A 23,651-nucleotide genomic window follows, 5' to 3' on the forward strand; every position below is an offset into this window, starting at 1 on the left:
TCTGGGGTCCATGACTGAGCAGAGACTGGTTGCCGGTGTGGACTGTTCCACTCAGGCGACCAAGGTTCTTGTGTGCGACGCCGAGACCGGAGCCGTGGTCCGCGAGGGGCGGGCGCCGCACCCGGATGCCACCCAGGTGGACCCGGCCGAGTGGTGGAAGGCGTGGGAGATCGCGTCCGACGGGCTGCTCGACGGGGTCGAGGCGATCTCGATCGGCGGCCAGCAGCACGGCATGGTCCTGCTCGACGACGCCGGCGAGGTCGTCCACCCGGCGGTGCTGTGGAACGACACCAGTTCGGCGGACGCCACCGTCGAGCTCGTCTCGGAGCTCGGTGGGCCGGGCGCGTGGGCCGAGGCGGTCGGGTCGGTGCCGGTTCCGTCGTTCACGGTCACGAAGTTGCGCTGGGTCCGGGACGGGGCGAGCGACGGCGACGCGACGCGGCGTACGGCCGCGGAGCGCGCGGCGGCCGTCGTGCTGCCGCACGACTGGATGACGCACCGGCTGGCGGCCGACCGGCAGGGCATCGAGGGCATTACCACCGACCGTGGGGACGCTTCCGGGACCGGGTGGTGGTCACCGGCCTCGAACAGCTACCGGCCTGACCTGGTGGAGCTCGCGTTCGGGCGCTCGCTCGAGCTGCCGCGCGTCGCCGGCCCCGCCGAGGTCGTCGGCCGGACAGCCTTCGGCGCGGCCATCGCCGCCGGCACCGGGGACAACGCGGCGGCCGCGCTCGGCCTCGACCTGCAGCCTGGCGACGTCGCGGTCTCGCTCGGCACGAGTGGTACGGCGTTCGCCCGGTCGGCCCACCCGACCGCCGATCCGAGTGGCCTCGTCGCAGGGTTCGCCGACGCCACCGGCGAGTACCTGCCGCTGGTCTGCACCCTCAACGCCGCCCGGGTGATGTCGGCGACGGCGGAGCTGCTCGGTCTGGACCTCGCCGCGTTCGACGAGGCCGCGATCGGTTCGCCCGGCAGCGAGGGCCTCGTCCTGCTGCCGTTCCTGGACGGCGAGCGTACGCCGGATCTCCCGCACTCGACCGGCCTGATCTACGGGCTCACCCGGGCCACCGCCAACCCCACGACGATGGCCCGCGCGGCCGTCGAGGGCCTGCTCTGCGGTCTCGCCGACGCCGTCGACGCCCTCCGCAACCAGGGTCTCCCGGTCCACCGGGTCCTGCTGCTCGGCGGCGGCGCCCGCTCACGCGCCGTACAGGCCCTCGCACCGGCCCTCCTGGGCGCCGAGGTGGTGCTGCCGGAGCCGGCCGAGTACGTCGCCCTAGGTGCCGCCCGCCAGGCCGCCTGGGCCCTCTCCGGCGCGGACACCCCACCAACCTGGCAGGTCCCAGCCGGCAAACCCGAGCCGTCCGCGATGACCGACACCCAGGCCGCCCACGTCCGCTCCCTCTACGAACAAGTCCTCACCAACACCCAGCCCCTCCTGTCCGCCCCGTACAACCGCTAGGAGACGGCCGAGTCCCGCTCGGCTTCGGCGACGCCCTCGTAGTACGACTCGTGGAGCCGACGGAGCCAGGCCGGCACGAACACCGCCGGGCCGGTCGGGAACGGCGGGAGCTCCTGGCTGCTCAGGAACGCGACGACGGAGAGTGCGACGGTCGCCCCGCCGAGGACGATCCAGCCGTTGCGGCAGATCCACGGGCCGTCGGAGGAGACCAGGCCTCGCCGGGTCACGGCGCCGATGGCGAACAGTGCGCCCGACACCGCGACCCCGGCGACCGTCGCGATGAGCGGTCCGCCCCGCACGTCCGCGTACGGACCGTAGTGCCGAAGGATCGCCACAGCCGACGCGAACAGGGCGATCGCGACGAGCCCGTAGGCCACCGCGCCGAGCTTCATGGGCGGCACGGCTGTGCCTGGTGGTGGGGCGGTCATGCTCCGGTTATCGGGGGCGGGTGACTGCGTGTTACCGGGGGCCGAGGGGGTCTTCTTCGGGTGGGGTGGGGGTTCGGCGGGTGGTGTTGGTGAGGGAGCGTTCGGGGAGCCAGAGGATGAAGGTGCTGCCGACGCCGAGCTCGGAGTGGAGGGCGACGGTGCCGCCGTGGGACTCGGCGATCTGGCGGACGATGGCCAGGCCGAGGCCGGCCCGGCGCTGACCCGTCGACGGGACGGTCGCGGGATGTTGCCGTTGGCCGGCGCGGAAGAAGCGGTCGAAGACCCGGTCGGCGTCGTCGGCCGCGATGCCCGGGCCCTCGTCGCGGACCGCGATCCAGGCCCAGCCGTTGCGGCTGCCGACGGCGAGGACGAGTTCGCTGCCGCCGCGGGCCAGCCGGACCGCGTTCGAGAGCAGGTTGTCGACCGCCCGCCGCAGCGCCGACGCGTCCCCGGCCGCGGTCGGCCCCGGGGACAGACGTCGTACGACGTGCAGCTCGCGATCGGCCGCGAGCAGCTCGTACTCCTCGGCCGCCTCACCCGCGATCGCGGCCAGGTCCACGTCCGCGTCGACGAACGCCGGCGACGACCGCCGCGCCGAGGCGAGCAGGTCCTCGACCAGCCGCGTCATCCGTTGGATCGCGCGGCTCACGATCGCCGTCGCCTGGGCGCGGTCCTCCGGCGGGGTGTCGTCGTGCGCGAGTACGGCGTCGACGTTCGCCTGGATCACCGCGAGCGGGTTGCGCAGCTCGTGCGACGCGTCGTCGACCAGCTGACGTTGCGCCACGAACGCGGACTCGAGCCGCCCGAGCATGTCGTCGACGGTGTCGGCCAGGTTCCGCAGCTCGTCCTGCGGTCCGTCCAGCGCGATCCGGCGGGACAGGTCGGTCGCCGAGATCTCCTGGGCGGTCGCGGTGATCCGCCGCACCGGCCGGAGCGCGCGACCCGACAACCACCAGCCGGTGCCGAGGCTGACCAGGAACAGCCCGGCCATCCCGACGGCCGAGTAGTTCCGCAGGGTCTGCAGCGTCTGGTAGTTCACCGCGGACTGCACGCTGGAGATCTCCGCGGCCTGGATCACCTGACCGGGCTTGAGGTGGAGGTCGCCCTCGGAATCCTTGTAGACCTTGTTGACCGGGATCTGGTTCAGCGGCTCCGGATGCAGGATCTGCGCCAGCGCCACGTACACCCCGCCGAGCAGCAACGCCGACAACGCGATCAGCACCGCCGAGTACGTCACCGTCAACCGGAACCGGATCGTCTGCGTCCACGGCGGTCGCTTGAGCTTCATGTGTCACCTCGGAGCCGGTAGCCGCGGCCGATCACGGTCTCCAGGACGGGCTCCTCGCCTTCCTGGGTGAGTTTGCGTCGCAGGGTGCCGACGGTCACCCGGACGCTCTGGGTGAACGGATCCGCGTTCTCGTCCCAGACGTGTTCGAGCAGTTCCTCGGCCGACACGACGTGACCGGGTCGCGACATCAGATACCGCAGTACGCCGAACTCCTTCAACGTCAGGGGGAGTTCGCGGCCGGAGCGGGTGGCGAGGTGGCGGGACGAGTCCAGGACGAGGTCGCCGACGTGCAACTGGGTGCTGCCGTTCGTCACGTCGCGGCGCAGCAGCGCGCGGATCCGGGCGAGCAGCTCGACCAGGGCGAACGGTTTGGTCAGGTAGTCGTCGGCGCCCTCGTCGAGCCCGCGGACGCGATCGGCCAGCGAGGCGCGCGCCGTCAGCATCAGCACCCGCAGCTCCCGGCCGGACGCCACCTCGATCTCACCGCGCCGGACCGCGCGGCACAGGTCCAGCCCGTTGGTGTCCGGCAGGGTGATGTCCAGGATCGCCAGGTCGTACGCCGTGGTCGCGAGCTTCTCCATCGCCTCGGCGCCGGTCGTCGCCGCGTCGACGGCGTACCCGGCCCGGCCGAGTCCGGAGCGCAGCGCGCTGACCAGGCCTTCCTCGTCCTCCACCACCAGTAGTCGCACGCAACCAAGGTAGCCGCACGGACCGCGTGGTCAGGGGTGCTCTTTCGGCGGACTTTCGTTCTGCTTTCCGGTCGTTTTCGCACCCACTTGATGAGCTGTGCACCACTCGATGCGAAGGAGACTCTCATGAAACGGCTGATCCTTGGTGCGGCGATCGTGGTGGCGGCCCTCGGTGCCGGCGGCGTCGCGTACGCCGCGACCGACGACCCGGCACCCGAGCAGGGCTATGTGACGGTCGAGGACGACGCGACCACTCCGTCGCCGTCGCCCTCGCATGATTGCCCGGAGAAGAGTGGCGCCCAGAACCCGGCTGGGAACGCATGACGGCGGCCACGCTCGAACACGCGCTGTTCGAGGTCAAGAAGGTCGTCGTCGGGCAGGACCACCTGGTCGAGCGGATGCTGGTCGGCCTGCTCGCCCGTGGGCACTGCCTGCTCGAAGGTGTGCCCGGTGTCGCGAAGACCCTCGCCGTTCGGACGCTCGCCGAGGTGATCGGCGGGAAGTTCGCGCGGCTGCAGTTCACCCCCGACCTGGTGCCCGGCGACATCACCGGCACCCGGATCTGGCGGCCGTCCGCCGAGGGGTTCGACACCGAACTCGGCCCGGTGTTCGCCAACCTGGTCCTCGCGGACGAGATCAACCGCGCCCCCGCCAAGGTGCAGTCCGCCTTGCTGGAGGCGATGGCCGAGCACCAGGTCAGCATCGGCGGCACGAGCTACCAACTGCCCGAGCCGTTCCTCGTGCTTGCGACGCAGAACCCGATCGAGTCCGACGGCGTCTACGCCCTGCCCGAGGCACAGCGGGACCGCTTCCTGCTGAAGATCACGGTCGACTACCCATCGCCCTTGGAGGAACTGACCATCCTGCAACGGATGAGCGCGCACCGGCCGCACGCCAACGCCGTCCTCAGTCCGGAGCAGGTCGCACAGTTGCAAGAGGCAACGGAAGACGTGTTCGTCCACAATGCCGTGGCGGAGTACGTCGTACGCCTGGTGCACGCGACCCGGGTGCCGGCGCAGTACGGGATCGACGATCTGGCCGGCGTACTGGAGTTCGGCGCGAGCCCGCGGGCCACGCTCGGCCTGGTCGCGGCCGGCCGCGCGCTGGCCTTGCTGCGTGGGCGGGACTACGTCCTGCCGGCCGATGTGTACGACGTCGCCCTCGACGTGATGGCCCACCGGCTGGTCCTGACGTTCGACGCGCTCGCCGACGGGGTCGACCCCCGCGCGGTCGTGGCCCGGATCCTGCACACCATCGAGCAACCGCACGTGGTCCCGGCCGACGACGCCCAGGGTTCGGCGGCGTGATGACCGGTCCTGATCTGCTGGCCGGCCGGGAGCGGGCGTTGCGCGCGCTGGAGTTGTCGGTAAAGCGCAAGCTGGAAGGGTTCCTGCACGGCGAGATCACCGGCCTGCGCAGCGGTCCCGGCAGCGAGCCCAACGAGGCACGGCCGTATCAGGCGGGCCAGGACGACGTACGACGGATGGACTGGAACGTCACCGCCCGCTCGCTGGAGCCGCACGTCCGGGCGCCGTTGGCCGAGCGCGAGCTGGAGACCTGGGCGCTGCTCGACGCGTCCGCGAGTATGGACTTCGGCACCGCGCTCAGCGAGAAGCGGGACCTGGCCGTCGCCGTCGTCGGAGCGGTCGGTCTGCTGTCCGATCGCCCCGGCAACCGGCTCGGCGTGCGCATTGCTCTAGGCAACGAACTGCGCCGGCTGCCGGCCGCCGGTGGTGCGGTGCAGCTCCGCCGGTCGTTGCGGACGCTGCTGTCGTTGCCCAGGGCAACGCCGGGCGAATATCCGCGGACCGATCTCGGTGCCGCGATCACCCGGCTGAACCGCGAGCACCGCCGGCCCGGACTGCGTGTTGTCGTGTCCGACTTCCACGAGGACGGCTGGGCCGAACCACTGCGCCGGCTGGCCGCGCGGCACGAGGTGATCGCGGTCGAGGTGCTGGACCCGCGCGAGCTCGAACTGCCCGAGGTCGGCCTGCTCACGCTGGTCGACCCGGAGACCGGGCGGCGGCGCGAAGTACAGACCGCCGGCAAGAAGCTGCGGCGCCGGTACGCCGAGGCGATGGCCGCGCACCGTGAACTGACCACCCAGGCGATCCGGGCCGCCGGTGCCGCGCACCTCGTACTGCGCACCGACACCGACTGGGTCCGTGACGTCGCCGCCTTCGCCACCGCCCGCAAGCGGGCCGGCACCCGGCGGCACCCGACCGGGAGGACCGGTATCCGATGAGATTCGAGCAACCACTGTGGCTCTGGCTGCTGGTGCTGGTCGTCGCGCTGGTGGCGGCGTACCTGATCGCCCAGCGCCGGCGGACCAAGTACGCCGTACGGTTCGCGACCCTCCCGATGCTGGAGAAGGTCGCCCCCACGCGGCCCGGCTGGCGCCGGCACGCGCCGGCCGTGGCCTTCCTCGCCGCGCTGACCGTGCTGACGATCGCGATCGCACGGCCGGTCGCGGACATCCGGGTCCCGCGCGAGCGGGCCACCGTGCTGGTCGCGATGGACGTGTCAAACTCGATGGCGGCGACCGACGTGGCGCCGAACCGGTTCGAGGTCGCCAAGCAGGCGGCGGTGGAGTTCGTCCGGGACCTGCCGGCGAAGTTCAACGTCGGGCTGGTGTCGTTCGCGCGGACCGCGACGGTGGTCGCGGTGCCGAGCACGAACCACCAGGCGACCGTGGACGCGATCAACGGGCTGGAGCTGAGTGACAGCACCGCGATCGGGGAGGCCGTCCTGACCAGCCTGCAGGCGGTACGGACGATCGACCCGGACGACCCGCCGCCGAGCCGGATCGTGCTGCTGTCCGATGGCGGCAACACGGCCGGGCGGCCGATCGACGAGGCGGCGCAGGCGGCGGAGCAGGCCGGCGTACCGGTGTCGACGATCGCGTACGGAACGCCGGAGGGCACGGTGAACCTCGAGGGCCGGACGATCCCTGTCCCCGCGGACTCCGAGGCGCTGAAGGGCCTCGCCGACGCGACCAACGGTTCGTTCTACGCCGCCGAGAGTGACGAGCAACTGCGGGACGTCTACTCCGACCTGCAGTCGTCGATCGGCTGGACCACCGAACCCCGCGAGATCACCAACCTGGTCGCCGGAACAGCCCTCGCCGCAGCCCTCCTGGCTGCCCTCGCCTCCCTCCTCTGGTTCTCCCGCCTCCCCTAAGGACCCGACCATGCCCCCACACCTGGGCCACCCCTTCCGCGGCCCCGACTACATCCCCGGCCCACCCCCGATGCCGGCGGCGCGGGCTGTCCCGCCCGCGCCGCCGGCCTCCGGCGCTCCGCCGTCCACATTCGCCGTCACCCCGGTTGCCGTCCCGGTTCCCCCCACTCCGGTGGCGGCACCTCCGGCCGGGGTGACGGTCGCCCCACCCCGCAGGGGTGCACGGCGTGGCGCCGTACTCGTCGGCACGCTCGCGCTCTCGATCGCGGCGGGTGGGTTGGCCGGTGCGGTGACCGGCTCGCGGGATCCGCAGTCCGCGGTGGAGTTGCCGCAGGTGGGAGCTCCGCCGGCGGCGGCGGAGGGATCGATCTCGGCCGCGGCGGCGAGTGTGTTGCCGGGAGTGGTGTCGGTGCGGGCCGGGCGGGCGACCGGGTCGGGGTTCGCGATCGACCAGCAAGGGCACGTAGTCACCAATGCGCACGTGGTGGAAGGAGCGAGCGATGTATCCCTGGTCCTGTCGAACGGACGTACCGTCGACGCGGAGGTCATCGGGGCCGACGAGGACAACGACCTCGCCGTACTCCAGGTCGCGGCCGCCGATGCCGAGGGACTGCGCGCGCTCACGCTCGGCCGGTCCGCACAGCTGCGGGTCGGCGACCCGGTGCTGGCCGTCGGCTCACCACTCGGGCTGGAAGGGACGGTGACCGCGGGCATTGTCAGCGCGGTCGACCGGCAGGCCCGCTTCGGCGACAACGGCACCCGGCAGTCGGCGATCCAGACCGACGCCGCCATCAACCCCGGCAACTCCGGCGGCCCGCTCGTCAACGCGGCCGGTCAGGTCGTCGGCGTGAACACCGCGATCGCCACCCTCGGCACCTCCCGCTCCGGCAACATCGGCATCGGCTTCGCCATCCCGGTCGACCGGATGACCACGATCGTCGAGGACCTGCTCGACTGAAACCCGGACATCTCGTCCGGCGCGGGTGACGCCGACGCGCCGGATGCCCAGCACAGTGGCCGGAGAGCCGACCAACCCCGGAAGGAGCTGACGGCGACATGAGGATGGGCAAGCTCGCCTGGCTGCTCCTGGTGCCGGCCGCCGTGGGGTGCCAGATCACGACCCCTCCGACCTTCGAAGACGCCCCGCCGACCACGCCCGCGTCGCTCGAGGAGGTCGATCGCGACGCGATGACCAAGGACGAGCAGGCGGCGGTCACCGCGGTGGACCAGTTCTGGCGACAGCACTCCGCCGACATCCTCGGCGAGCAGTACGTCCCGCCGCGGATCGCCGGTCCGTACGTCGGCACCGACGGACCGTCGTGCGGTGGGGAGCCGTCGGTGGCGTTCAACGCGTTCTACTGCCAGCCCGGCGACTTCATCGCCTGGGACCAGAACCTGATGGCGTCCGGCTACAACCAGATCGGTGATGCGTGGGTCTATCTGATCATCGCCCACGAGTGGGGACACGCCATCCAGGCGCGGCTGAACTCCGACCTGGTCTCGGTGCAGGCGGAGCTTCAGGCGGACTGTTTCGCCGGAGCCGCGCTGCAGGGTGCGGTGAACGACGGAGCGCTCACTTTCGAGCCCGGTGACGCCGAGGAGCTCGCTCAGACGCTCGCAGCGGTCGCCGACGACTACCCCTGGACGAACGAGCGGGACCACGGCGATATCGAAGAGCGGACGGCTGCCTTCAGCCTCGGTGCCACCGAGGGAGTCGGCGCCTGCATCAGGTGACGCCCGGCGCGTTCAGGTTGTGCACCCTACAGTTGGGGGATGGTGTACTTCGGTGGAGTGCTGGGGCTGATCGGGCTTCTGACCCTGGTGTTCCGGGACGGGGATATCGCCGGGCTGCCGGCCGCCGGGATCGGCGGGGGCCTGCTGGTGCTGGGCCTCGGGATCGGCGCGCTGGGAGTGGTCTGGCGTCGGCGGGTGCGGCGGCGGAAGGTCGCGCGCGGGGAGCCGGTGCCGGTCGGGAACGTGGTCGATCGGGCCCGGGCGCTGCCGCGGTTGATCCGGGCGGCACGGCAGGGGACCTACGGGGAGTTGCCGCAGCGCCGGATGTTCCTGTGGGTGCTCGCGCTGGTGTACCTGGTCTCGCCGATCGACATCCTCCCGGACCTGCTGCCGATCCTCGGCGTGACCGACGACGCCGGCGTGGTGGTCTGGCTGCTCACCAGTGTGTCTACCGCGACGGGTCTCTACCTGCACCGGGAGCGCGAACGTCAGCGGGAAGGTCTGCCGGGTCCTCGGGAGTACGGCAGCGGCGGAGCCAGTCGGTGATGTCGGCCGCGGCCTCCTCGGGGTGCTCGTAGGCGAACGACTGCAGCGGGTCCGTCGGCGCCGCGGGCTCGACGAGCCGCCCGGCGGCCGCGAGGAGTTGATGCGCGGCCACGAGGACGAGCTCGGCCCGGGCGACGGCCTCGGCGGGATCCTCCAGGACCACCGCCGACCGGGCCAGGTCGGCGACTTCACACGCCTGGTAGGCCATCGCGAGCCGAGCGCGGTTCATCAGGAACACAGTTCGAGGATCACGGCCCGGCGGGCACTCCACAATGCGCGATCTCCGTAGCCAGCCTCAGTCTGAGCCGTAGGCTGAGCTCGTGCGGTACGACCTGGACGACCTCCGGCTCTTCACTCACGTCGCGGCAGAGGGCTCGATCACCGCCGGCGCGCGGGTGATGCACCTCAGTCTGCCTTCAGCCAGCGCGCGGGTCAGAGCGCTCGAAGTCCAGGCCGGCGTACCGCTGCTGGTGCGCGAGCGCCGCGGCGTCCGGCTGACCCCCGCGGGCGCCACCTTGGCCCGGCACGCCCGCGAGGTCCTCGCCGAGACGATCCGGCTCGACAGCGCGGTCGCGTCGTACGCCGTCTCCCGCTCCGCCCCGATCCGTCTGGTCGCCGGCGGGTCCGCGATGCACCAGCTCGTCCCGGTCGCGCTCGCCACGTTCCTCCGCGACCAGCCCGAGTACGACGTCACCGTGCACGAGCGCCGGACCGTCCGCAGCGTCCGCCTGCTCGCCGCCGGGGAGGCCGACCTCGGCGTCATCCTCGACGACGAACCGACCGACCTCCGGACCGAGCCACTTGCCGACGACTCCCTGGTCGTGATCGGCCAGGCCGGCGGCACTCTCGCCGGCCGCACCTCGATCGCGTACGCCGAAGTCGCCGAGCATCCCCTGGTCGGGCTCGACCGCAACTCCCCACTCACCCAGTGGATGGACGAACGTCTCGGTCCGCACGCCCCGGCCCCCCGCTACCGCACCGTCGTACCCACCCTGCACACCCTGATCACCCTGGCCACCGCCGGCGCCGGTCTCGCGATCGTGCCCCGCCGGGCCGTCGACGCCAGCACGGCCGTCGAGATCTGCCCGCTCCAGGACGCCTGGTCCACCCGGGCGCACTTGCTCTGCTACGCGGCGAACGCCCCTGACTCCGCCCACCTCTTGGCGGCCCATTTGCACGCGGCGGCGACCAGCTAGCCCTGGAGGCGGTGCGACATGCCGTCCAGGAGGTAGCCCAGACCCAGCTCGAACACCTCGGCGGCGGACCGGTGGCGGGCGTCGTGGATGGTTCTCTCGAGGGTGGGGTAGTGGCCGGCCGCGAACATCCGGGCCAGGTACGGGAAGGTCTTCGCCTGCCATTCCCGCTCGTCCTGGCCGGTGGCGCGTTCGGCGCGGCGCTCGGTGACCTCCTTGCGCACGGCACCGATCAGGTAGAGGTCGAGCGCCTCGAGCACGCCCATCATCGTGTCGAGGTCGTCGATCCCGGCCGCCCGGAGCGCGGCCAGGGAGCTCTCGGTGTGCGCGAGGGTCGCCGGGCCGAAATGCGGGCGGCCGCCGAGCAGGTCGGCGAACCACTCGTGCCGCAGGGCGGCGTCCCGGATCCCGTTCGCGATGGAGCGCAGTACGTCGGCCCAGGTCGACCCGGCCGGCGCCGGAAGCTCGCCGTACACCGCGTCGACCATCAGCTCGAGCAGCTCATCCTTGGTGTCGACGTACCGGTAGAGCCGCATCGGGCCGGCGTCGAGCGCGCCGGCGACCTTCCGCAGTGACACCGCCTCCAGGCCCTCGGCATCGGCCAGGGTGACGGCGGCCCGCACGATCCGCTCCCGGCTCAACGGGCTCGGTGCGCGCCGCTCCGGCGGCTCGGGCCGCTCCCAGACGAGGGGACTGTCTGCCACCGCACACCTCCGAGTCTTGAACAATACACTGACTCGCGCGATACAGTGTATCGACAGATACGGCGTATCGAACGGAGTTCCTGATGATCGCGATCATCGGAGGCGGCCCCGGCGGCCTCACCCTCGCGCGGGTCCTGCACGTCCACGGCATCGACGCCGTCGTGTTCGAGCGCGACGCCGGGCCGGACGCCCGCGCCCAGGGCGGCATGCTCGACCTGCACGCCGACACCGGTCAGGCCGCCCTGCGCGCCGCCGGCCTGGAGCAGCAGTTCCTCGCGGTCGCCCGCCGCGAAGGCCAGGACATGCGGCTGCTGGATCACACCGGCACGCTGCTGCTCCAGGAGGACACCCCGGACGATGCGCCGATGGCGCGCCCGGAGATCGACCGGGCGGATCTGCGGGATCTGTTGCTCGCTTCGCTTCCGGAAGGCACCGTTCGCTGGGGCAGCGTCTTCAGTCACGCCGAAGCCCGGGCCGGTGGGTACGTCGTGTCCTTCGCCGATGGCCACGTGATCGAGTGCGACCTGCTCGTCGGAGCGGACGGCGCGAACTCCCGCGTCCGCTCGCTGCTCACCGACGCGCAGCCCCGGTACGGCGGCAGCACCCTGATCGAGCGAGCGATCCACGAGGCCGACCGCACCCAGCCCGAACTGGCCGAAATGGTTGGCCGCGGCAACTACTGGGTGTTCGGCCCGGACCGGCTGCTGGCCGGCCAGCGCAACGGTGACGGCACCATCAGGCTCGGTATCTCGGTTCAAGGCACTCCTGACCTCGACAGCGACCTGCTCGACGGCTGGCATCCGAAGTTCCGCCGGCTGTGGGCCGCCGGTGACGAGCCGCTCGTGGTGCGGCCGGTCACCGTGCTGCCGATCGGCCTGACCTGGCCGCGCCGGCCCGGTGTCACCCTGCTCGGCGACGCCGCCCATCTGATGCCGCCGGTCGGCGAGGGGGCCAACCTGGCCATGCTGGATGCCGCCGACCTCGGCCGGGCCATCGCGGCACACCCGGGTGATCTGGAGGCCGCGGTGACCGACTACGAACCGGCGATGCTGTCCCGCGCCGCCGCGACCGCGAAGAAGTCGGCAGCGGCCGCTGAGCTGCTGACCGGCCCGGACGCGGCGCAGAAGGTCCTGCGGTTCTTCCAGCCGGAGCCGGTCGACTAGCGTGCGGGTATGACCGACGAGGCCATCCCGCTGCAGGCGTTCAGTGCGTTGCTGCACAGCGAGAACATCGCGACCGTCTGCCGGGCACTGAACATGTACCAGGTGGCCGCGGCGTACACCCGACTCAGCGGCGGGAACCCGCTGGAACCGCTGGGCGGCGAGGTGCGGGTGGTCGCGCGGGAGATCCTGTCCCGGCCACCGGTCGAGGGGGATGCGGAGATCCAGCCCGGGTTCGACCACGTGAGTGCGTTGAATGTGCTGACTAGCCTGGCGGAACCGGAGGACGCGGAGCTGATCGCCCACGTTCTCCGGTCCACGACCAACACCCAGGTCAAGGCGGTAGCACAGCTCGCGGCTGCCGCCGTACCCACCGAGGAGACGCATGCCCGCCCTGACAGTCAGTGAAGCCCGGGAGCGCGCCGCCGCGCTGACCGTGCGCTCGGCCGAGGTCGCCTTCGATCTGACCGGTGACGAGACGACCTTCGGCGTCACGAGCACGCTGCGGTTCGGCGCCACGACCGGCGCGACCTGGGTCGATGTGAAGCCGGCGCGGCTGATCGGCGTCGTGCTGAACGGGCAGGAGCTGGACCCGGCGCTGCTGGACGACGGCCGGTTTCCCCTGACCGGGTTGCGGGCGGAGAACGAGGTCGTGGTGACCGCGGAGATGAACTACTCCGCGGATGGTGAGGGTCTGCAGCGGTCCGTCGACGCCGCGGACGGGCGGGTGTACACGTACGGCATGTCGTCGCTGGAGTCGGCGCCGCGGTACTTCCCGTGTTTCGACCAGCCCGATCTCAAAGCGCCGTACGCGATCACGGTGAGGTGCCCCGAGGACTGGGTGGTGATGGGCAACGGCGCCGCCACGCGGACCGCGCCGGGGGAGTGGACGCTCGCGGAGACCAAGCCGCTGTCGTCGTACTTCGTCACGATCGTCGCCGGCCCGTACCACCAGATCAGCAGCGAGTACGACGGGATCCCGCTCGGACTCGCCTGCCGGCAGTCGCTGAAGGACTCCCTCGAGCGGGACGCCGACGACCTGTTCCGGACCACCCGGGAGGCCTTCGACGAGTACCACCGGATGTTCCGCGAGCGGTACCCGTTCGGTGAGTACTGGCAGGCGTTCGTCCCCGACTTCAACCTCGGCGCGATGGAGAACCCGGGCTGCGTGACGTTCGCCGACCACCTGGTCTTCCGTAGCCAGGCGACCGAGGCCGAACGCAGTACCCGCGCCCGGATCGTCGTGCACGAGATGGCGCACATGTGGTTCGGCGACCTGGTCACGATGAAGTGGTGGAACGACATGTGGCTGAACGAGTCGTTCGCCGAGTACATGGCGCACCGGGTGTCCGAGGACGCGACCAGCTACGGCGGCAACTGGACCGACTTCGCCTTCGTGCGGAAGTGGTGGGGCCTGCAGACGGACCAGAGCAGTTCGACGCACCCGGTCGCGCCGGACAGCCTGAAAGACGCGCGCCAGTCGCTCGACGACTTCGACGGGATCTCGTACGCCAAGGGTGCCGCGGTGCTGAAGCAACTGGCGAAGTACCTCGGCGACGACGTGTTCCTGAAGGGGGTCAACGCGCACCTGGAGGCCCACGAGTACGGCAACGCCGATCTGCACGAGTTCATCGAGAAGCTCACCGAGGCCGGCGCCCACGACCTGGACAACTGGTCCGCGCAGTGGCTGCGGACGTCCGGCCCGGACACGATCACGGTCGAGCGCACCGGCACCGGGGTCGTCCTGCGCCGCCAGAGCCCGGACGGCTCGCGACGGCTGCACAAGCTGAGCGTCGGCGGGTACGACGAGAGCGGCGCGGCGTCGATCGTCGACGTCGTCCTCGACCAGGATGCCGTGGAAGTTGCACTCAGCAACGATCTCGCGGTGATCGTGCCGGACGCGAACGACGACACCTGGGCGAAGATCCGGCTCGACGCGACCAGCCTTGCCAACCTTCCGGCCGTGCTGCCGAAGATCGCCGACAGCACTACCCGCGCGGTGATCTGGAACGCGATCCGCGACGCCACGATGAGCGCCGAGCTGGACCCGCGCCAGGCGCTCGACCTGTTCGTCACCGCGCTTCCGCACGAGGACAGCGATATCGCCGTCGGCTCGCTGGCCCGCTGGGTCGAGGACCGGCTCCTCGGCGGCTACCTTCCGTACGACGAGTACCGCGGCCCGGTCGCCGATGCGCTGAGCAACAAGCTGGCGAGCACCGCGCCGGGCAGCAGCCTGCAGCTGGTCACCGCGCGCGGGTTCATCGCGACCACGGACGACGCGCAGTTGCTGAGGTCCTGGCTCGAGGGTGCCGGCGTGCCACCCGGCCTGGAGATCGACGCGGATCTGCGCTGGTCGCTCGTCCTCCGGCTCGTGCAGCTGGACGCGTTCGGGGCGGCGGAGATCGACGCCGAGCTGGTGCGCGACACGTCGACCGAGGGCGTCAACCAGGCCGCCCGGTGCCGGGCCGCCCTGCCGGACGGCAAGGAGGCCGCCTGGACGCGGATCATGACGGACCCGGCGATCGGCGTGAAGGAGTTGCTCGCCACGGCGGAGGGCTTCTGGCACCCGGGTCAGGCCGCGATCACCGCGCCGTACGTGCGGCGGTTCTTCACCGACATCCCGCAGACCGCCGAGATCCGGGCCGGCATGGTGGTCGCGCTGACGGTGCACCGGATCGCACCGCGGTTCGCGATCGACGCGGATCTGATCGCCCCGGCCGAGGAGCTGATCGCCGACGAGAACGTCGGGCCGGGCGTCCGCCGGCAGACGGCCAACTTCCTCGACGACCTGCGCCGGGCGGTGGAGGTACGCCGTACGTTCGGCTAGCGCGGAGCGGACCGGGGCGACGACGATCCTGTGGGTTGGGTCAGCGCACCATGAGGCGTTCGGCGACGGCCTTGCGGGCTTGGTGGATCCGGGCCTTGACCGTGCCGAGCGGGACATCGAGCTCGTCCGCGATCTCGGCGTACGTCAGGGCGCCCAGGTCACGCAGGACGAGCGGCTGGACCAGTTGGGGATGGCTGGACTCGAGCGACTCCAGCGCCTCCAGCAGGTCTAGACGGGAACCGGCGATCACCGACGTCGTCCGCGGGTCGACGGACTCCGGCAGGACCTCGGCGGACTGCTCGACCGAGCGCCGCTTCAGCGTGCGGTAGGTCTGCCGGGCCTGGTTCGTGGCCACGATCGTGACCCAGCCGGCGAAGGTCCCGGTGCCCTTGAAGGTGTGGATCTTGTTGGCCACCTGGAGCAGGGTGTCCTGGACCGCCTCCTCGGCGTCCTCGCGGTACGGCAGGAACTTGGCCACCCGGCGCTGCACCTGTGGCCGGATCGCCTGCAGGAGTTGTGGCAGGACGGTCTGGTCCCCCGTCGCGGCACGGGCGGCCAGATCTTCCAGCTCCTCGTTCATGCTCCCCCAGGGTGGTGTTCACAAATGAGCTCACCTGTGAACGACAATAGCCGGGATGGATGTCATCGGGCGTTACCGGCTGCAGGACAAGATCGGCGCTGGCGCGTTCGCGACGGTCTGGCGCGGGTACGACGACGACCTCGATGTCGACGTGGCCGTGAAGATCCTGGCGGACAACTGGGCGTCGCGCGCCGACGTGCGGGAACGCTTCCTGTCCGAGGCCCGGCTGATGCGCCGGATCGCGAGCGACCGCGTGGTCCGGGTGTTCGACCTCGGGAAGCTCCCGGACGGCCGTCCGTACTTCGTGATGGACTATGTCGGCGGTGGCACGCTGGGCGATGTCCTGCGGCACGGGCCGCTGGATGCCGTGGACGCGTTGTGGTGGGGTGCGGACCTGGCCCGGGCGGTGGCCGCCCTGCACAGCGAGGGCGTCGTGCACCGCGATGTCACCCCGGCGAACCTGCTGCTCCGGCCCAACCAGGGCGACGAGTCCGGTGGCGGTACGCACCGGATCGTGCTGGCCGACCTCGGGCTGGCGAAGCGGGCCGCCGAGGCGTCCGGGCTGACCCAGGCCGTCGGCACGCCGTCGTACATGGCTCCTGAGCAGGGGCGTGGCGATGGCGGGTTCGACGAGCGGGCGGACATCTACGCGGTCGGTGCGGTGACGTACGCGCTGATCACCGGGCATCCGCCGTACGCCGCGGCCTCGATCGGCGACGTGCTCAACCGGGACCCGGATCTCCCGCCGCCGAGTCTGCGGAAGGAGCTGCACGACTCGGTCGGTCAGCTCGACGACATCATGGCCCGCGCGCTGGCCTATCGGGTCCCCGAGCGGTGGGAGCGGGCCGACACGCTCGCCGAGCGGCTCGAGGCCGAGGCGTACCGGCTGGAGCAGGAGGCGCCGCTGCGGGCGGCGGAGCGGACCAGCATCACCGACGACGACCTCCCGACCACCGTCGCGACCGACCCGCCGGTACGCCGCCGGCGCCGCCACCGGGCGCTGTTCCTGCTCGCGCTGCCGGTCGTGTTCGTGCTCGCCGGCGTGGGCGGCTGGTACCTGTTCGGTCGCTGATTGCATAGAGTAGTCATATGGCTACTCGCCGCATTGTCGTGCTGCTCGCCGTCCTTCCACTCCTCGTTACAACCACTACCGCCGGGGCGGCCGCACCGGTCGCCAGCTATGCCTGCCGCGCGAACACCAAGTTCGGTCAGCACTCGCTGTCGTTGCGGCAGGGTGTCGACGCGAAAGCACCGGCCACCGTGCGTCCCAACACCCGCTTCACGATCGCTGTCGACCTCAAGCCCGGATCGCTGCCCAGCGAGGTCAAGGGCTTCAAGCTCCAGGAGGTCCGCGACCTCTCGCTGCGGATCCCGATCCCGGCCAACTCGTCGTACGTGAGTGCCGACCTCCGCGGCGGGTCCGGCCTCAACTCCACGCCGACCGTCCAGCTCGACCGCGGTGTCGCCGTCATCAAGGTCGCCGGCCCGATCGCGGGCGGCGCGAACTACCAGCTGCCGACGCTCAGCGTCCGGCTGAAGTCCGGCCGGCGCGGATCGGCCATCGAGACCAGGCTCAAAGGCACCAGCTACGACGATCCCGGGCTCACCCTGCAGGCCAAGATCAAGTGGAAGTTCCTCACCACCACCGCGCCCGTCTCCTGCTACCCCGATCCCAACCCGGCCCTGACCAGGACAGTCGTGCGTTAGTAGGTGACCGTGATCCGTTCCGCGGCCGGGTCGATCCGGATCTGGCCGCCGTACGGGAGGATCTGCTGCGGGTCGGTGTGGCCGATGTCGAGGCCCTTCACCACAAGGGCATTCGGGTTGTACTCGGCGAGCGCCCGGTCGACCGCGAGGTACTGCCCGGTGACGTAGGCAACGGACTCCTCCGGCGTGAGGCGCTGGTCCAGCGACCACGACTTCGGGCGCGCCCAGAGCACGGCGTCGAACCGCTCGAGCAGGCCGCGTTCACCGAAGTTGCGGAGGATCCGGTAGACAGTCTCGGCGGTGGGCAGCTCCTCGCTGGTCTCCAGGAACAGCACGCCGCCGTAGGAGTCCACCGGCAGCATCCAGCGGCCCACCGCCAGCTGCCAGTCGAGGATCTCCGCGCATCCGCCCCACAACCGCCCGCTGACCGGCTGGGTGCCGTTCCAGGTCCAGCCGGTGCCGGGGAAGACCGGCGGCTCGGTCTCCAGGAACTTCGGCTCGCTCCAGTCGCGGTCGTGGTCCTGCCAGCTCTCGGCCGGGGTCAGGTCGAAGTCGCCGGGGGTGAACAGCGCGGCCCGCAGCGACCGCTCGGAGTCCGGGTGCATGGCACCGCCGCGGCCCAGGTGCATCATCACGCTGCCGCCGTGGAAGGCCGGCAACCCCAGCGAATACAGGAAGTTGAGCAGGTTCGTGTTGTCGCTGAACCCGAAGAACGGCTTCGGGTTCGCCTGGAAGACCGCTGGATCGAGGTGCTTCAGCACGGTCAGCTGGTCGTCGCCACCGATGGACGCCATCACCGCGCTGATCGACGGATCCGACCAGGCGGCGTGCAGATCGGCGGCCCGCTCCTCCGGAGTGGATCCCATCGTCCGGGTCGTCGGGTACTCGACCGGGATCAGCTCGAGGTCGTCGCGCAGCCGCCGCAGGCCGAGCTCGTACGGCGCCGGGAACAGCCCCGGCAGCCCGCTCGACGGCGAGACGATCGCCACCCGGTCACCTGGCTGGACCATTCACACTCCGATCGGGTGCCAGACGGTCTTCAGCTCCAGGTACTGCGTCAGGCGGGACAGGCCCGGGGACTCGGACCAGTCCTCGTCGGCGGGACGGCGCACCCGCTTGAGGTTCTCGGCCGCGGCGGCCTCCAGGTCGCGGGCCTCGTCCGGGTCCTCGATCCCGCAGAGGTCGATCGCGTTGACGTCCATGTGCGACGCCAGCCACGGGCCGATCTCCGACGCCGATCCGGTGAGGAGGTTGACCACGCCACCCGGCACGTCGGAGGTCGCCATCACCTCGCCCAGCGTGATGGCCGGCAGCGGACGCTCGTACGACGAGACCGCGACGACCGTGTTGCCGGAGACGATCGCGGGCGCGATCACGCTGGTCAGGCCGAGCAGGCTGGAGTCCTGCGGCGCCAGCACCGCGACCACACCGGTTGCCTCAGGCAACGAGAAGTCGAAGTACGGGCCGGCCACCGGGTTGCTCGAGCCGACCACCTGGGCCAGCTTGTCGGCCCAGCCCGCGTACCAGACCCAGCGGTCGACCGCCGCGTCCACGACCGCGCGGGCCTTGCTGATCGACAGACCCTCGGACCGGGAGACCTCCGAGCTGAACTGCTCGTGCCGGCCCTCCATCACCTCGGCGATCCGGTAGAGCACCTGGCCGCGGTTGTATGCCGTCCGGGCCGACCAGCCGCCGAACGCCTTGCGGGCCGCGACGACCGCGTCCCGGGCGTCCTTGCGGGACGCCTGCGACGCGTTGGCGAGAAACTTGCCCTTGGCATCGGTCACCACGTAGGAGCGGCCCGACTCGCTGCGCGGGAAGGCGCCGCCGATGTAGAGCTTGTACGTCTTGCGCACCTCGAGCCGCACTCCGTCCTTAGTGGGCAAGGTAGGCCTCCAGACCATGGCGGCCGCCCTCGCGGCCGTAGCCCGACTCCTTGTAGCCGCCGAACGGCGAGGTCGGGTCGAAGCGGTTGAACGTGTTGGCCCAGACCACGCCGGCGCGCAGCTGGTTGGCCATCCAGAGGATCCGCGAGCCCTTGTCGGTCCAGATCCCCGCGGACAGCCCGAACGGAGTGTTGTTCGCCTTCTCGACCGCCTCGGCCGGCGTCCGGAAGGTCAGCACCGACAGGACCGGGCCGAAGATCTCCTCGCGGGCGATCCGGTGTGCCTGGGACACCCCGGTGAACACGGTCGGCGGGAACCAGTACCCCTGCGGCGGCAGCTCGCACTCCGGCGACCACCGCTCGGCGCCCTCGTCCTCACCGATCTGCGAGAGCTCGCGGATCTTGGCCAGCTGGGCCGAGGAGTTGATCGCGCCGATGTCGGTGTTCTTGTCCAGCGGGTCGCCGACGCGCAGCGTGCCCATCCGGCGCTTCAGCCGGGACAGGACCTCGTCGTACACGCTCTCCTGGACCAGCAGCCGCGAACCCGCGCAGCAGACGTGGCCCTGGTTGAAGAAGATGCCGTTGACGATGCCCTCGATGGTCTGGTCGATCGGCGCGTCCTCGAAGACGATGTTCGCCGCCTTGCCGCCGAGCTCCAGCGTGATCGCCTTGTCCGAGCCCGCGACCGACTTCGCGATCGACCGGCCGACGGCGGTCGACCCGGTGAAGGCGACCTTGTTCACGTCCGGGTGCTCGACCAGCGCCTGGCCGGTCCGGCCGGCACCGGTGACGATGTTCACCACGCCAGGCGGAAGGTCGGCCTGCTGGCAGATCTCCGCGAACGCGAGCGCGGTCAGCGGGGTGGTCTCGGCCGGCTTGAGCACGACGGTGTTGCCGGCGGCCAGTGCCGGGGCGATCTTCCACGCCAGCATCAGCATCGGGAAGTTCCACGGGATCACCTGACCCGCGACACCCCACGGCTGCGGGTCGTCACCGACCCCGGCGTACTCGAGCTTGTCCGCCCAGCCGGCGTAGTAGAAGAAGTGCGCGGCCACCAGCGGGATGTCGACGTCCCGGGACTCGCGGATCGGCTTGCCGTTGTCCAGCGACTCCAGCACCGCCAGCTCACGCGACCGCTCCTGGATCAGGCGCGCGATCCGGAACAGGTACTTCGCCCGGTCGCGGCCGGCCATCGGGCCCCAGACCTTCTCGAACGCCTTCCGCGCGGCCCGCACAGCCTTGTCCACATCCGCCGGACCGGCCTCGCTGACCTCGGCCAGCACCTCCTCCGACGCCGGCGAGATGGTCTTGAACGGCTTGCCGTCCGTCGCGTCGGTGAAGGCTCCGTTGATGAAGAGCCCGTACGACGACTTGATATCGACGATCGCCCGCGATTCCGGGGCCGGTGCGTACTCGAATCTGCTCATGCCTCAGTCCAGCGTGAAATAGTCGGGGCCGGGGTAGTGCCCGGTGGCCAGCTTGGTGCGTTGCATCAGCAGGTCGTTCAGCAGGCTGGACGCCCCGAAGCGGAACAGCTCCGGGTCCAGCCAGTCCGGTCCGGCCGTCTCGTTGACCGTGACCAGGTACTTGATCGCGTCCTTCGCGGTCCGGATCCCGCCGGCCGGTTTGACGCCGATGTGCAGGCCGGTGGCCTCGTGGTAGTCGCGGACCGCCTCCAGCATCACCAGGGTCACCGGCAGCGTGGCCGCCGGGGACACCTTGCCGGTGGACGTCTTGATGAAGTCGGCGCCGGCCAGCATCGCCAGCCAGGACGCGCGCCGGACGTTGTCGTAGGTGACCAGCTCGCCGGTCTCGAGGATCACCTTCAGGTGCGCGTCGCCGGCCGCCTCGCGGATCGCGGCGATCTCGTCGAAGACCAGGCCGTACCGGCCGGACAGGAAGGCGCCGCGGTCGATCACCATGTCGACCTCGTCGGCGCCGGACGCGACCGCGTCCTTGGTGTCCTGGACCTTGATCGCGAGGCTGGAACGCCCACTGGGGAAGGCGGTTGCGACACTCGCCACGTTGACGCCGGAGCCGCGCAGCTCGTGCTTGGCCGTCGCCACCAGGTCCGGGTAGACACAGACCGCGGCCACCTGCGGCGCGGTCGGGTCGGCCGGGTCGGGCCGCTTCGCCTTCGCGCACAGGGCCCGCACCTTGCCCGGGGTGTCCTGCCCCTCCAGCGTGGTCAGGTCGATCATGCTGATCGCCAGGTCCAGCGCGTACGCCTTCGCGGTGGTCTTGATCGACCGGGTGCCGAGAGTGGCGGCCCGGGCCTCGGCGCCGACCTGGTCGACGCCCGGCAGGCCGAGCAGGAACCGGCGCAGCCGGTCCTCGGACGAGGTCACGTCGGCCAACGAGTCGACGCCGCTGTCGAGAGTGGTCACCTTGGGCAGTCTAGTGCTGTTCTGGACAGCCAGTTACTTTGTGCAGGTGAAGTCGAAGTCATCGGACACCGAGCGGTACCTGTCGACGTCGAACCGGATCACCGGAGGGCTGGTGGTCGGGATCGGCGTCCTGGCGCTGCTCGACATCGTGCTGGAGTGGCGGACGGCCAGCGGCGTGCTGGTCGGCAGTGTGATCGGCATCCTGATGGTGCTCGCCTACGTCTTCCTGATGCGGCCGTCGGTCACCCTCAGCCCTGAACACATCCTGCTGCGTAACCACCTGCGCGACCACATGATCCCGTGGTCCAGGGTGACCGGGGTCGACGTCGCCGACATCCTGCGCGTGCACGCCGGCGACGAGAAGTTCCGCGCGCCCGGCGTCGTCCTGGTCATGCGTGACGTCCGCAAGCAACGGGTCGGCGGCGCCAAGCTCCCGGCCGACAGCTCGATCTCCCGCGCCGACTTCGTCGTCGACCGGATCGAGACCCACATGACCCAGTACGGCGACCGGCCCGGCGGCGAGATCGTCACCACCTGGGCCCGCCCCGAACTGATCATCATCGGCGTCCTCGCGGTCGTCGCCGTCGTGGCGGCCGTCCTGCGCTGATGCCGTCGGTCTCCCGCCGGCCATGCTCGACCAGGAACTCCTGCCGTTGCTGGCGAAACGGGGGTGCGGACGGCGCTCTACCGGCACTTTGCGGACAACCAGGTCCTCGGTCGCCGCGACGACTTCGAAGATGTTGCTGTGCGCATCGATTGTGGGCGGGCGGCGGATGGTTGCCGAGCAGTTGCGGTTCGGCGGGAGAAAGTCGGCGGGTGGGGGGAACTGTGGTGGGGGTCGCGGCGTCTGAGATCGTGTCCGCCCCCGGGATGAACCCCTGTTCACTCCAGGATGGGCACGCAACGTCCCTTCATCATCGAGAGTGGAGCTCATGGTCAACCTCTCCCGTACCACCCTGCGTGGCCTGGCCGGTGTCGCTGCCCTGGCCGGTCTCGCAGTCGCGGCGCTGCCGAACGCCCAGGCCGCGTCCTCGGCTTCCGGTGCGGTCGTCCCGCCGACCCCGGTGGCCGGCAAGACCGCCGAGGCGGTGACGAACCCGCCGAAGGCCGACGGCACCGTCACGGCGCTCAGCTCGACGACCAACATCGTCCGCTACAACCGGCTCTACAGCACCCCGGCGATCACGCCGTCGAAGTGCAAGGAGGTCAACGTCTCCCTGCGCACCACCGCGGGCGTCGTGGCCTACGACACCCAGCTCTGGAACTGCCTGTACGCGGCCTGGGCCGTTCCGCTGAAGGCGGCCGGCGCGGCGTACAAGGTGAAGCCGAAGCTGGTCATCCACAACTACAGCAAGCTGAGCACCAACTGCGGTGTGATCAGCGGCGGCAACTCGTACTACTGCGGCTACGGGAACGGCTTCATCTACATCCCGGCCTACACCATCGTGAACATGTGGAAGACGAACCCGACCTACGCCCGGGCGTACGCGACCAACACGATCGCGCACGAGTACGGCCACCACATCCAGTACCTGACCGGCATCCTGAACGCGTCCTGGGCGCGCCAGCGGGCCTTCACCACCAACGCCGCGCGGCTCGAGGAGAGCCGTCGCCGGGAGCTGCAGGCGTCCTGCCTCGGCTCGGCCTACATCGGTGCGAACAAGCGCTACTACCCGATGAGCGGCGGCCTGTACACCCAGTGGCTGTACCTGGTCGAGCACTCCGGTGACCAGCCGGGCTACCCGCGCGACCACGGTTCGCCGGCGAACCACGGCTTCTGGTCCAAGGCCGGCTTCTACGCCGCCAGCTCGAAGACCTACGCTGGTCGCTGCAACACCTGGAACGCGGCCTCCAGCGCGGTGGCCTGACCCCGTTCGGCTT

Annotated in this window: 26 protein-coding genes; 16 read left to right on the plus strand and 10 right to left on the minus strand. The window is 70.8% G+C overall.

Going from position 1 to position 23,651, the window contains the following annotated elements:
- The first annotated feature begins 10 nt into the window (after positions 1-10).
- On the plus strand, positions 11-1,462 hold the full coding sequence (locus ACZ6O0_RS13815) for an FGGY family carbohydrate kinase (protein ID WP_465765204.1): 1,452 nt from the start codon (positions 11-13) through the stop codon (positions 1,460-1,462).
- Here ACZ6O0_RS13815 and ACZ6O0_RS13820 read toward each other — a convergent pair.
- Genes ACZ6O0_RS13820 through ACZ6O0_RS13830 form a run of 3 tightly spaced genes read right to left on the minus strand, consistent with a single transcriptional unit; the run spans position 1,459 to position 3,867 of the window.
- Positions 1,459-1,890, minus strand: a complete 432-nt coding sequence (locus tag ACZ6O0_RS13820) for a hypothetical protein (RefSeq protein ID WP_465765205.1) — start codon at positions 1,888-1,890, stop codon at positions 1,459-1,461. The two genes, ACZ6O0_RS13815 and ACZ6O0_RS13820, sit on opposite strands and share 4 nt — an antisense overlap.
- 31 nt (positions 1,891-1,921) lie before the next feature.
- Positions 1,922-3,178, minus strand: coding sequence for a sensor histidine kinase (locus ACZ6O0_RS13825; RefSeq protein ID WP_465765206.1), 1,257 nt, complete (start codon positions 3,176-3,178; stop codon positions 1,922-1,924).
- On the minus strand, positions 3,175-3,867 hold the full coding sequence (locus ACZ6O0_RS13830; protein WP_465765207.1) for a response regulator transcription factor: 693 nt from the start codon (positions 3,865-3,867) through the stop codon (positions 3,175-3,177). Before ACZ6O0_RS13830 ends, ACZ6O0_RS13825 begins: the two co-directional genes overlap by 4 nt.
- A 126-nt stretch (positions 3,868-3,993) precedes the next feature.
- On the opposite strand from ACZ6O0_RS13830, the gene ACZ6O0_RS13835 reads away from it, so the two are divergent.
- The 7 genes from ACZ6O0_RS13835 to ACZ6O0_RS13865 all read left to right on the plus strand — a co-directional run bounded on the left by ACZ6O0_RS13835 (position 3,994) and on the right by ACZ6O0_RS13865 (position 9,327).
- Positions 3,994-4,191: a hypothetical protein gene (locus ACZ6O0_RS13835; RefSeq protein WP_465765208.1), complete on the plus strand. Its 198-nt coding sequence runs from the start codon at positions 3,994-3,996 to the stop codon at positions 4,189-4,191.
- Positions 4,188-5,174 (plus strand): AAA family ATPase, encoded by a 987-nt coding sequence (locus ACZ6O0_RS13840; protein ID WP_465765209.1) that lies wholly within the window; start codon positions 4,188-4,190, stop codon positions 5,172-5,174. The genes ACZ6O0_RS13835 and ACZ6O0_RS13840 overlap by 4 nt, the downstream gene beginning before the upstream one ends.
- Positions 5,174-6,112 carry a DUF58 domain-containing protein gene (locus ACZ6O0_RS13845; protein WP_465765210.1) on the plus strand — a complete coding sequence of 313 codons (939 nt, stop codon included), beginning with the start codon at positions 5,174-5,176 and terminating at the stop codon, positions 6,110-6,112. Before ACZ6O0_RS13840 ends, ACZ6O0_RS13845 begins: the two co-directional genes overlap by 1 nt.
- Positions 6,109-7,047: a VWA domain-containing protein gene (locus ACZ6O0_RS13850; protein WP_465765211.1), complete on the plus strand. Its 939-nt coding sequence runs from the start codon at positions 6,109-6,111 to the stop codon at positions 7,045-7,047. The genes ACZ6O0_RS13845 and ACZ6O0_RS13850 overlap by 4 nt, the downstream gene beginning before the upstream one ends.
- Before the next feature lie 10 nt (positions 7,048-7,057).
- Entirely contained in the window at positions 7,058-8,005 is a 948-nt protein-coding gene (locus ACZ6O0_RS13855) for a S1C family serine protease (RefSeq protein ID WP_465765212.1), read from the plus strand.
- A 98-nt stretch (positions 8,006-8,103) separates the two neighbouring features.
- Positions 8,104-8,781 (plus strand): neutral zinc metallopeptidase, encoded by a 678-nt coding sequence (locus tag ACZ6O0_RS13860; protein ID WP_465765213.1) that lies wholly within the window; start codon positions 8,104-8,106, stop codon positions 8,779-8,781.
- 39 nt (positions 8,782-8,820) lie between these two features.
- Positions 8,821-9,327 carry a YkvA family protein gene (locus tag ACZ6O0_RS13865; protein ID WP_465765214.1) on the plus strand — a complete coding sequence of 169 codons (507 nt, stop codon included), beginning with the start codon at positions 8,821-8,823 and terminating at the stop codon, positions 9,325-9,327.
- Here ACZ6O0_RS13865 and ACZ6O0_RS13870 read toward each other — a convergent pair.
- Positions 9,230-9,556: a hypothetical protein gene (locus tag ACZ6O0_RS13870; protein ID WP_465765215.1), complete on the minus strand. Its 327-nt coding sequence runs from the start codon at positions 9,554-9,556 to the stop codon at positions 9,230-9,232. The genes ACZ6O0_RS13865 and ACZ6O0_RS13870 overlap by 98 nt on opposite strands.
- 91 nt (positions 9,557-9,647) lie before the next feature.
- On the opposite strand from ACZ6O0_RS13870, the gene ACZ6O0_RS13875 reads away from it, so the two are divergent.
- Complete coding sequence (locus ACZ6O0_RS13875) at positions 9,648-10,523, plus strand: LysR family transcriptional regulator (protein WP_465765216.1); 876 nt, start codon at positions 9,648-9,650, stop codon at positions 10,521-10,523.
- Here the strand turns inward: ACZ6O0_RS13875 and ACZ6O0_RS13880 are convergent.
- A complete protein-coding gene (locus ACZ6O0_RS13880) occupies positions 10,520-11,224 on the minus strand; it encodes a TetR/AcrR family transcriptional regulator (RefSeq protein ID WP_465765217.1) in 705 nt (234 codons plus the stop codon). The two genes, ACZ6O0_RS13875 and ACZ6O0_RS13880, sit on opposite strands and share 4 nt — an antisense overlap.
- An 83-nt stretch (positions 11,225-11,307) precedes the next feature.
- Between ACZ6O0_RS13880 and ACZ6O0_RS13885 the strand changes: the two genes are divergently transcribed.
- Genes ACZ6O0_RS13885 through pepN form a run of 3 tightly spaced genes read left to right on the plus strand, consistent with a single transcriptional unit; the run spans position 11,308 to position 15,211 of the window.
- Positions 11,308-12,387, plus strand: coding sequence for an FAD-dependent oxidoreductase (locus ACZ6O0_RS13885; protein WP_465765218.1), 1,080 nt, complete (start codon positions 11,308-11,310; stop codon positions 12,385-12,387).
- Positions 12,388-12,396: 9 nt separating this feature from the next.
- A complete protein-coding gene (locus tag ACZ6O0_RS13890) occupies positions 12,397-12,792 on the plus strand; it encodes a hypothetical protein (RefSeq protein WP_465765219.1) in 396 nt (131 codons plus the stop codon).
- Complete coding sequence (gene pepN, locus ACZ6O0_RS13895; protein WP_465765220.1) at positions 12,770-15,211, plus strand: aminopeptidase N; 2,442 nt, start codon at positions 12,770-12,772, stop codon at positions 15,209-15,211. The genes ACZ6O0_RS13890 and pepN overlap by 23 nt, the downstream gene beginning before the upstream one ends.
- A gap of 40 nt (positions 15,212-15,251) precedes the next feature.
- Here pepN and ACZ6O0_RS13900 read toward each other — a convergent pair whose 3' ends face one another.
- Positions 15,252-15,791 (minus strand): RNA polymerase sigma factor, encoded by a 540-nt coding sequence (locus ACZ6O0_RS13900; RefSeq protein ID WP_465765221.1) that lies wholly within the window; start codon positions 15,789-15,791, stop codon positions 15,252-15,254.
- Between the two features lie 55 nt (positions 15,792-15,846).
- Between ACZ6O0_RS13900 and ACZ6O0_RS13905 the strand changes: the two genes are divergently transcribed.
- Positions 15,847-16,863, plus strand: coding sequence for a serine/threonine-protein kinase (locus ACZ6O0_RS13905; RefSeq protein ID WP_465765222.1), 1,017 nt, complete (start codon positions 15,847-15,849; stop codon positions 16,861-16,863).
- A gap of 17 nt (positions 16,864-16,880) precedes the next feature.
- Positions 16,881-17,498 carry a hypothetical protein gene (locus ACZ6O0_RS13910; RefSeq protein WP_465765223.1) on the plus strand — a complete coding sequence of 206 codons (618 nt, stop codon included), beginning with the start codon at positions 16,881-16,883 and terminating at the stop codon, positions 17,496-17,498.
- On the opposite strand, the gene ACZ6O0_RS13915 is transcribed toward ACZ6O0_RS13910, so the two are convergent.
- From ACZ6O0_RS13915 to deoC, 4 genes are read right to left on the minus strand one after another with little or no spacing between them, the layout of a single operon-like run.
- Entirely contained in the window at positions 17,495-18,508 is a 1,014-nt protein-coding gene (locus tag ACZ6O0_RS13915) for a S66 family peptidase (protein WP_465765224.1), read from the minus strand. The two genes, ACZ6O0_RS13910 and ACZ6O0_RS13915, sit on opposite strands and share 4 nt — an antisense overlap.
- Entirely contained in the window at positions 18,509-19,384 is an 876-nt protein-coding gene (locus tag ACZ6O0_RS13920) for an aldehyde dehydrogenase family protein (RefSeq protein WP_465765225.1), read from the minus strand.
- Positions 19,374-20,810 carry an aldehyde dehydrogenase family protein gene (locus ACZ6O0_RS13925; protein ID WP_465765226.1) on the minus strand — a complete coding sequence of 479 codons (1,437 nt, stop codon included), beginning with the start codon at positions 20,808-20,810 and terminating at the stop codon, positions 19,374-19,376. Before ACZ6O0_RS13925 ends, ACZ6O0_RS13920 begins: the two co-directional genes overlap by 11 nt.
- 3 nt (positions 20,811-20,813) lie before the next feature.
- Positions 20,814-21,770 carry a deoxyribose-phosphate aldolase gene (gene deoC, locus ACZ6O0_RS13930; protein WP_465765227.1) on the minus strand — a complete coding sequence of 319 codons (957 nt, stop codon included), beginning with the start codon at positions 21,768-21,770 and terminating at the stop codon, positions 20,814-20,816.
- Between the two features lie 46 nt (positions 21,771-21,816).
- On the opposite strand from deoC, the gene ACZ6O0_RS13935 reads away from it, so the two are divergent.
- On the plus strand, positions 21,817-22,377 hold the full coding sequence (locus ACZ6O0_RS13935) for a PH domain-containing protein (RefSeq protein ID WP_465765228.1): 561 nt from the start codon (positions 21,817-21,819) through the stop codon (positions 22,375-22,377).
- 325 nt (positions 22,378-22,702) lie between these two features.
- Positions 22,703-23,638 (plus strand): neutral zinc metallopeptidase, encoded by a 936-nt coding sequence (locus tag ACZ6O0_RS13940; protein ID WP_465765229.1) that lies wholly within the window; start codon positions 22,703-22,705, stop codon positions 23,636-23,638.
- Positions 23,639-23,651 lie beyond the last annotated feature (13 nt).

Source organism: Kribbella sp. NPDC048837 (assembly GCF_055586945.1).

Bases quoted from the DNA above. Each gene is read 5' to 3' on its own strand.
- ACZ6O0_RS13815 (WP_465765204.1), top strand. From the start codon at position 11: ATGACTGAGCAGAGACTGGTTGCCGGTGTGGACTGTTCCACTCAGGCG.
- ACZ6O0_RS13820 (WP_465765205.1), bottom strand. From the start codon at position 1,890: ATGACCGCCCCACCACCAGGCACAGCCGTGCCGCCCATGAAGCTCGGC.
- ACZ6O0_RS13825 (WP_465765206.1), bottom strand. From the start codon at position 3,178: ATGAAGCTCAAGCGACCGCCGTGGACGCAGACGATCCGGTTCCGGTTG.
- ACZ6O0_RS13835 (WP_465765208.1), top strand. From the start codon at position 3,994: ATGAAACGGCTGATCCTTGGTGCGGCGATCGTGGTGGCGGCCCTCGGT.
- ACZ6O0_RS13840 (WP_465765209.1), top strand. From the start codon at position 4,188: ATGACGGCGGCCACGCTCGAACACGCGCTGTTCGAGGTCAAGAAGGTC.
- ACZ6O0_RS13845 (WP_465765210.1), top strand. From the start codon at position 5,174: ATGACCGGTCCTGATCTGCTGGCCGGCCGGGAGCGGGCGTTGCGCGCG.
- ACZ6O0_RS13850 (WP_465765211.1), top strand. From the start codon at position 6,109: ATGAGATTCGAGCAACCACTGTGGCTCTGGCTGCTGGTGCTGGTCGTC.
- ACZ6O0_RS13855 (WP_465765212.1), top strand. From the start codon at position 7,058: ATGCCCCCACACCTGGGCCACCCCTTCCGCGGCCCCGACTACATCCCC.
- ACZ6O0_RS13860 (WP_465765213.1), top strand. From the start codon at position 8,104: ATGAGGATGGGCAAGCTCGCCTGGCTGCTCCTGGTGCCGGCCGCCGTG.
- ACZ6O0_RS13865 (WP_465765214.1), top strand. From the start codon at position 8,821: ATGGTGTACTTCGGTGGAGTGCTGGGGCTGATCGGGCTTCTGACCCTG.
- ACZ6O0_RS13870 (WP_465765215.1), bottom strand. From the start codon at position 9,556: ATGAACCGCGCTCGGCTCGCGATGGCCTACCAGGCGTGTGAAGTCGCC.
- ACZ6O0_RS13885 (WP_465765218.1), top strand. From the start codon at position 11,308: ATGATCGCGATCATCGGAGGCGGCCCCGGCGGCCTCACCCTCGCGCGG.
- ACZ6O0_RS13890 (WP_465765219.1), top strand. From the start codon at position 12,397: ATGACCGACGAGGCCATCCCGCTGCAGGCGTTCAGTGCGTTGCTGCAC.
- pepN (WP_465765220.1), top strand. From the start codon at position 12,770: ATGCCCGCCCTGACAGTCAGTGAAGCCCGGGAGCGCGCCGCCGCGCTG.
- ACZ6O0_RS13900 (WP_465765221.1), bottom strand. From the start codon at position 15,791: ATGAACGAGGAGCTGGAAGATCTGGCCGCCCGTGCCGCGACGGGGGAC.
- ACZ6O0_RS13905 (WP_465765222.1), top strand. From the start codon at position 15,847: ATGGATGTCATCGGGCGTTACCGGCTGCAGGACAAGATCGGCGCTGGC.
- ACZ6O0_RS13910 (WP_465765223.1), top strand. From the start codon at position 16,881: ATGGCTACTCGCCGCATTGTCGTGCTGCTCGCCGTCCTTCCACTCCTC.
- ACZ6O0_RS13915 (WP_465765224.1), bottom strand. From the start codon at position 18,508: ATGGTCCAGCCAGGTGACCGGGTGGCGATCGTCTCGCCGTCGAGCGGG.
- ACZ6O0_RS13925 (WP_465765226.1), bottom strand. From the start codon at position 20,810: ATGAGCAGATTCGAGTACGCACCGGCCCCGGAATCGCGGGCGATCGTC.
- ACZ6O0_RS13940 (WP_465765229.1), top strand. From the start codon at position 22,703: ATGGTCAACCTCTCCCGTACCACCCTGCGTGGCCTGGCCGGTGTCGCT.